This window comes from Kitasatospora sp. NPDC127067 (assembly GCF_042724755.1).
GTDB lineage: Bacteria > Actinomycetota > Actinomycetes > Streptomycetales > Streptomycetaceae > Kitasatospora > Kitasatospora lactacystinica.
In genome coordinates this window covers 1-5,868 of sequence record NZ_JBHXEM010000237.1, presented here as the reverse complement: position 1 = coordinate 5,868, position 5,868 = coordinate 1, and the positions used below count along the sequence as shown (strand labels likewise).

The 5,868-nt window shown below is 72.7% G+C and carries 7 protein-coding genes; 3 read left to right on the top strand and 4 right to left on the bottom strand.

Annotation, left to right across the window (positions count from 1 at the left end; genetic code table 11):
• Positions 1-38 precede the first annotated feature (38 nt).
• Together ACFWJ4_RS40535 and ACFWJ4_RS40530 are read right to left on the bottom strand one after the other, a co-directional pair.
• Entirely contained in the window at positions 39-614 is a 576-nt protein-coding gene (locus ACFWJ4_RS40535; protein ID WP_359909342.1) for a TerD family protein, read from the bottom strand.
• A gap of 134 nt (positions 615-748) precedes the next feature.
• Positions 749-1,246 carry a hypothetical protein gene (locus ACFWJ4_RS40530; RefSeq protein ID WP_380554233.1) on the bottom strand — a complete coding sequence of 166 codons (498 nt, stop codon included), beginning with the start codon at positions 1,244-1,246 and terminating at the stop codon, positions 749-751.
• Positions 1,247-1,345: 99 nt separating this feature from the next.
• Between ACFWJ4_RS40530 and arfB the strand changes: the two genes are divergently transcribed.
• The gene (gene arfB / locus ACFWJ4_RS40525; RefSeq protein ID WP_359909336.1) at positions 1,346-1,780 is read left to right on the top strand and encodes an alternative ribosome rescue aminoacyl-tRNA hydrolase ArfB; all 435 of its coding nucleotides are present in this window, start codon (positions 1,346-1,348) and stop codon (positions 1,778-1,780) included.
• Positions 1,781-1,792: 12 nt separating this feature from the next.
• Here the strand turns inward: arfB and ACFWJ4_RS40520 are convergent, their stop codons facing one another.
• Positions 1,793-2,329, bottom strand: coding sequence for a flavin reductase family protein (locus tag ACFWJ4_RS40520; protein WP_380554239.1), 537 nt, complete (start codon positions 2,327-2,329; stop codon positions 1,793-1,795).
• A 362-nt stretch (positions 2,330-2,691) separates the two neighbouring features.
• Between ACFWJ4_RS40520 and ACFWJ4_RS40515 the strand changes: the two genes are divergently transcribed.
• Both ACFWJ4_RS40515 and ACFWJ4_RS40510 read left to right on the top strand, forming a co-directional pair.
• A complete protein-coding gene (locus ACFWJ4_RS40515) occupies positions 2,692-4,479 on the top strand; it encodes a diguanylate cyclase domain-containing protein (RefSeq protein WP_380357273.1) in 1,788 nt (595 codons plus the stop codon).
• A gap of 157 nt (positions 4,480-4,636) precedes the next feature.
• Positions 4,637-5,656, top strand: coding sequence for a hypothetical protein (locus tag ACFWJ4_RS40510; protein WP_380554230.1), 1,020 nt, complete (start codon positions 4,637-4,639; stop codon positions 5,654-5,656).
• Between the two features lie 34 nt (positions 5,657-5,690).
• Here ACFWJ4_RS40510 and ACFWJ4_RS40505 read toward each other — a convergent pair.
• Positions 5,691-5,868, bottom strand: a 178-nt coding sequence (locus ACFWJ4_RS40505; protein WP_380554236.1) for an amidohydrolase family protein, incomplete at its 5' end; no start/stop codon positions are given.

The following is a 5,868-nucleotide window of genomic DNA, read 5'->3' as shown; positions in this document are numbered from 1 at the left end:
GACCGACTTCCCGCGCCGCGGTGTTTCCCGCGGGTGCGTCAGATCTGCACGCCGAAGTCCTGGGCGATGCCGGCCAGGCCGGAGGCGTAGCCCTGGCCGACGGCGCGGAACTTCCACTCCGCGCCGTTGCGGTAGAGCTCGCCGAAGATCATCGCGGTCTCGGTGGCGGCGTCCTCGGAGAGGTCGTAGCGGGCGATCTCGGCGCCGCCGGCCGCGTTCACCACGCGGATGTAGGCGTTGCGGACCTGGCCGAAGTTCTGGCCGCGGGCGACGCCGTCGTAGATGGTGACCGGGAAGGTGATCTTGACGGCCTCGGCCGGCAGGCCGGACAGGCTGATGTTGAGCGCCTCGTCGTCGCCCGCGCCCTCACCGGTGCGGTTGTCACCGGTGTGCACGACGGTGTTGTCCGGCGTGCTGGTGTTGTTGAAGAACACGAAGTGGGCGTTGGACAGCACCTTGCCGTCCGCGTTCAGGACGATCGCGCTGGCGTCGAGGTCGAACTCGGCGCCGGTCGTGGTGCGGACGTCCCAACCCAGGCCGACGGTGACCGCGGACAGACCGGGGGCCTCCTTGGTCAGCGAGACGTTGCCACCCTTGGAGAGGCTCACTGGCATGACGATTGCAGTCCCTTCGTTCGCTTCGTGCGCTTTTTCCCGGGACAACGCAATACTCCGGCGGCTTGGTTCCGCAGGAAGCGTGAATTCTTCGCGGGCGCCAATCGGAGGGCAAAGCCCGGGCAAAGCCGGTGTCAGATCCGCCGGAACCGGCCCTGCAGAGTCCAGATGTTCGGATTGTCGGCCAGGCCGGGGTGCATGTCGAAGAGGTCGGCCAGGGTGTCCTGGAGGAAGTCCCGGGCCTCGCGCCGCAGTTCGCCGTGGCGGACCACCACCGGCGGCTCGTCCGGCAGCCAGGTGGCGGTGACCTCGACCCAGTTGAAGCGGCGGGCGAAGCGCAGCAGCTCGGTGTTCTGGGTGAAGTCGAGGTCGGCGGTCTGCACCCGGGCGGCCCGGCCGCCGTCCGGGTCGCGGTCCAGGAGCTCGGCGACGTCGCACAGCGCCCAGGCGAAGTCGAGCACCGGAACCCAGCCCCAGGCGGTGGACAGGTCCGAGCCCTCGCCGTCCAGGTAGACGTCGCCGCAGAAAAGGTCGTAGCGCAGGGCGTGCACGGACGCGGTGCGGTAGTCCGTCTGCGGGGGGTCGGGGAAACGGTTGGAGAGGGAGTAGCCGAGCTCGATCACGTAGGCCATTGTCGGGGCTCGGGGCGGATCGGGGTAACCGGGTGCGCGGGCGCGGGGGCGTACCGATAACCGGGTGACCGGGCGGGCCGGGCGCGGGATGATGGACGCATGTCCGAGCCCATCCGCGTACGGGGGTCGGTGGTCGTCCCCGACGCCGAGCTCGTCTGGCGCTTCTCGCGTTCCTCCGGCCCCGGCGGCCAGCACGTCAACACCTCCGACTCCAAGGCCGAGCTGCGCTTCGACCTGGCGTCGACCGGGGCGCTGCCCGAGGTGTGGCGCGAGCGTGCGCTGGAGCGGCTGGCCGGCCGACTGGTGGACGGCCGGGTGCTGGTGGTCCAGGCCTCGGAGTTCCGCTCGCAGTGGCGCAACCGGGAGGCGGCCGCGGCCCGGCTGTCGGCGCTGCTGAGCGAGGCGTGCGCACCGCCGCCGAAGGCCCGGCGGGCGACCAGGCCGAGCCGGGGAATGGTCGAGCGGCGGCTGACCAACAAGCGGCTCCGCTCCGAACTGAAGCAGGGCCGCCGGGCGCCGCGCGGCGGCGAGTAGCCGGCGGGCGGTTCAGCCGAGGGTGCGGTAGCCGCCGCGGAAGTAGAGCAGCGGGCGGCCGGCCGGGTCGGGGACCACGGCCTCCAGGACGCGGCCGAGCAGCAGGGTGTGGTCGCCGGCGGGTATCCGCTGCTCGGTGCGGCATTCGACGGTGGCCAGCGCGCCGTCGATCAGCGGGGCTCCGGAGCGCGGGCCGCGCCGGTGCGGGGTGTCCGCGAACAGCAGCCGGTCGCTGAGCCGGCCCTTCATGGCGAACCGGGAGCCGAGCGTCTTCTGTCCCTCGGTCAGCACCGAGACCGCCCAGGTGTCCGTCCGGGAGAGCACCTCGTCCATCCGGGAGTCCTCGCGGACCGAGATCAGTACCAGCGGCGGCTCCAGTGACACCGAGAGGAAGGACGTGGCGGTCATGCCGACGTCCTCGCCGTCCTCCGGGTCGTGGACGGTCACCAGGCTCACGCCGGCGGCGAGCTGGGAGAGGGCAGCCCGGAACTCGTCGGGCGTGGCGTGGGGGGCAGCTTCGGGCTGCGGGGACGGGTACACGTACCGCACGGTAGTCGTCACCCGGGAGGAACGGCATCGGGCCTTGGTCGTAGGACCGGCGCTCCGGCCGAAGGGTTGCGCCCGGTGGCCGAACTCACCCTCAGGAGTGAAGCGGCCGGACCGGCGGGCCCAGTCGGCTTCAGTCCGGGGCCCATGCGGTCGACCACCAGAAATGTGCCGATAGCGCTTTATGTCCCGCTATGGGACAGATGAACTGATTAAGGGCGCATTAGTGTCGTGTGATTTAAGTCACAAGTGATGGCCTATTGCTGACCGAGCGTGCCGAGCGCTGTGCTCCCTGTGATTCAGTTCTTCTGGCAATCGGACGATAACCAATCAAGAACTATCCGAAGCAGCCGGGGAGCCCCCGCATGGAAGCCGAGTCGGAGCCGTACGTCCGTCTCGCGACCCTCCGCACCTTGCACCGGGTCGTGGCGGACCTCAACGCTGCCCGCAGCCTCGCTGGCACGCTCCAGGCCGTTGTCGAAGGCGCGGTGCACGGGCTCGGCTTCGACGCCGCCGCCGTCAGCCTGGTCCGGCCGGACGGCGACCTCGTGGTGGCGGCCGTCTGGGAACTGGAGGAGAGCCCGATGGGCGGCCCCTCCGTGCTGCTCGGCCAGGTCGGTTCCCGGGAGTCCTGGGACCGACTGCTCGGCGTCAGCGACCACTGGGGCACCCTGCGCTTCCTGCCGTACGACCGCGGCTGGGCCGTCGCCAGCGACATCCCGCGCTGGATCGGGGACAGCCCGCTGCCGGTGTACGCCAACGACTGGCACCCCGCCGACGGGCTGCTCGCCCCGATGTACAGCGCCGGCGGCGACCTCCTCGGCGTCCTCTCGGTGGACCGCCCGCGCAGCGGCAAGCGGCCCGGGGCGTGGACCCGCGAGGCGCTGGAGATGTTCTCCCTGCAGGCCTCCATCGCGATCGGCAACGCCCGGCTGCGGGCCGAGATGCAACGCGCGCTGGCCCGCCTGGAGAAGGAGCAGCAGGCGCTGCGGGCCAGCGAGGAGAGCTTCCGCCAGGCCTTCGAGTACGCGCCCAGCGGGATGGCGATCACCGAGCTGCACGGCGTCGGGCGCGGCCAGCTGACCAGGGTCAACGACGCGCTCTGCCGGCTGCTCGGCCGGCCCCGGGCGGTGCTGCGGCAGCAGAGCTTCGCCGACCTCGTGCACCCCGAGGACCGGGCGCTGCTGGAGCGCACCAGCGCCGAGAGCGGCCGCGCGGAGCTGCGGCTGTCCCGGCGGGACGGCGGCTACCAGTGGGTCTGCCTGCGCAACTCGATCGTCGCGGACGCGGCCGAGGGCCCGAGCTTCCTGCTCACCCACGTCGAGGACATCGAGGACCGCAAGCGGCACGAGTTCCAGCTCGCCCACCGGGCCAGCCACGACGCGCTCACCGGGCTGCCGAACGGCGCCGAGCTCAAGACCCGGCTGGCCCGCCGGCTCTGCGCCCAGCCGCAGCCGGTCGGCGCCGCGGCCGGCCAGGTCGAGGCGGCCTACCCGCAGCCGTACGGCTACCCGGCCGACTCCTACAGCGCGCACACGGCGCACGAGCGGCTGGAGGGCGCGGACCCGTACGCCGGGCCGGTGCACGGCTACGGACTGCCCGAGGGCCTGCCGAGCGGGCTCGGCCCGGGCTACGGGGAGCACGTCCACGCGGTGGTCCCGGCCGAGTACGGGCCGGGCGGCGAAGCCTGGTCGGCGCCGTTCCGCTCAGGCGGCGCGGCGGCGGTGGACAAGGGGCTCGCGGTGCTCTTCTGCGACCTGGACGGCTTCAAGTCGATCAACGACCGGTTCGGCCACAACGCGGGCGACGCGGTGCTGGTCGAGGTCGCCCGGCGGCTGAGCCAGGCCGTCCGGGACGGTGACACGGTGGCCCGGCTCGGCGGTGACGAGTTCGTGGTGCTGGCCGACGGGATCGGCCGCGAGGAGGCCAAGGACCTCGCCCACCGGCTGCGGGGCGCCATCATCCCGCCGATGCGGATCGACGGACGGGCGATGCGGGTGGGGGTGAGCCTCGGGGTCGGCTGGGCCGGCTGCGGGATGAGCATCGAGGAGGTGCTGCACACCGCCGACGAGCGGATGTACGACGAGAAACGGGCCCGGGGCGGGGCGGTGCGCGGAGCGCGCGGCGAGCGCTCGCACCGGCGCGCGGGCTGAGCCGGCGGACGGCCGGTGCGGGCTCGGGTCCGCCCAGGTCGGCCCGGGTTACCCGCGAGTTGTCAAGGGGTCTTTTCCCGCCGTCACATACGACAGGTAGGGTTCCCGGTACGACAGCGTCCATGATCTGCGCCGCCCGCAGCAGGCGGCGCACCGGATGGGGGAGCAGACCACCGTGACGACCGCCGGCAGCAACGGAGTGCCCGAGGGCCAGGGGGGCGGTGCCCCGCAGGACGACGACCCGTTCGGCTACCTCTACCGCCCGGCCGACGGTTCCACCGGGCAGCCGGCCGAGCCGCAGCAGGGGGTCCCGCGCACGTCGTACAGCCGCCCGATGGAGGTCGGGCGCGCGCAGTACGGCTATCCGCAGCGGGCGCAGCAACAGCAGCAGCAGCCGTACGGCCAGCAGGGCATGCCGCCGCAGGGGTACCCGGGCGGTCAGCCGCAGGCCCCGTACGGCGGTCAGCCCGGATCGCCGCAGCAGCCCGAGTACGGTGCCGCGCCCACCCAGCAGACCCGCTACGCGGAGCACTCCCGGCCGCAGCCGGGGGAGGAGCCGCGCAGCAGCGGCCGGAGCAAGGGCGCGGTGATCGGCGCGGTCGCCGTGGTCGCGGCGATAGCGATCGGCGCCGGCATAGCGCTCTCCACCGGGGACCCGGACGACACCAAGAACACCAAGGGCGGCACCGCGACCACCGCCCCGCCGGCCCCCAACAGCCCGGTGCCGACGGCCACGAACGCGAGCGCCGGCCCCACGTCGAGCGCCACCGCCATCTCCGGGCCGACGAGCGTGGACGCGGGCCAGCTCCAGGCGCAGAACGCGCCGTCCGGCAACAGCGTCAAGGGCGCCAAGTCCGCCGACGGCAGCTACCTGACGCTCCAGCCGGGCGGTTCGGTGACCTGGACCGGCGACATCGCCACGGCCGGGACGTACAAGCTGAGCGTGCACTACAACTACTCGGGCGCGGACATCAAGGGCGGGGCCGCGGTGAACGGCAAGGACTGGCCGAGCGGGGTGACCTACAAGGTCTACGGGGCGCCCCCCAAGGACCAGACCGCCGCCTGGTTCTCCACCTGGATACTCCCGCAGTTCCAGGCGGGGCCGAACTCGGTGACCTTCACGGTGCCCTCCGGGCCGATCCTGATCGACCAGATCACCATCGAGCCGAGCGGCTGACGCCACCGCGGCCGCGTCGCGTTCCGGACGTCGCTCAGTCGGCCTTCACGGGCCGGAACGTCTCGCCGCCGAGCACCCAGCGGCCGCGGCGCATGACGGCGACCAGGTCGTAGCTCCCGGAGTCGACCACGACCAGGTCGGCGAGCTTGCCGGTCTCCAGCGAGCCGATCGAGTCGCTCAGGCCGAGCAGCCGGGCCGGGGTGGCGGACAGC

Excerpts from the sequence above, each read along its gene's own strand:
- ACFWJ4_RS40515 (WP_380357273.1), top strand. The coding sequence starts at position 2,692 with ATGGAAGCCGAGTCGGAGCCGTACGTCCGTCTCGCGACCCTCCGCACC.
- ACFWJ4_RS40535 (WP_359909342.1), bottom strand. The coding sequence starts at position 614 with ATGCCAGTGAGCCTCTCCAAGGGTGGCAACGTCTCGCTGACCAAGGAG.
- ACFWJ4_RS40510 (WP_380554230.1), top strand. The coding sequence starts at position 4,637 with ATGGGGGAGCAGACCACCGTGACGACCGCCGGCAGCAACGGAGTGCCC.
- arfB (WP_359909336.1), top strand. The coding sequence starts at position 1,346 with ATGTCCGAGCCCATCCGCGTACGGGGGTCGGTGGTCGTCCCCGACGCC.
- ACFWJ4_RS40530 (WP_380554233.1), bottom strand. The coding sequence starts at position 1,246 with ATGGCCTACGTGATCGAGCTCGGCTACTCCCTCTCCAACCGTTTCCCC.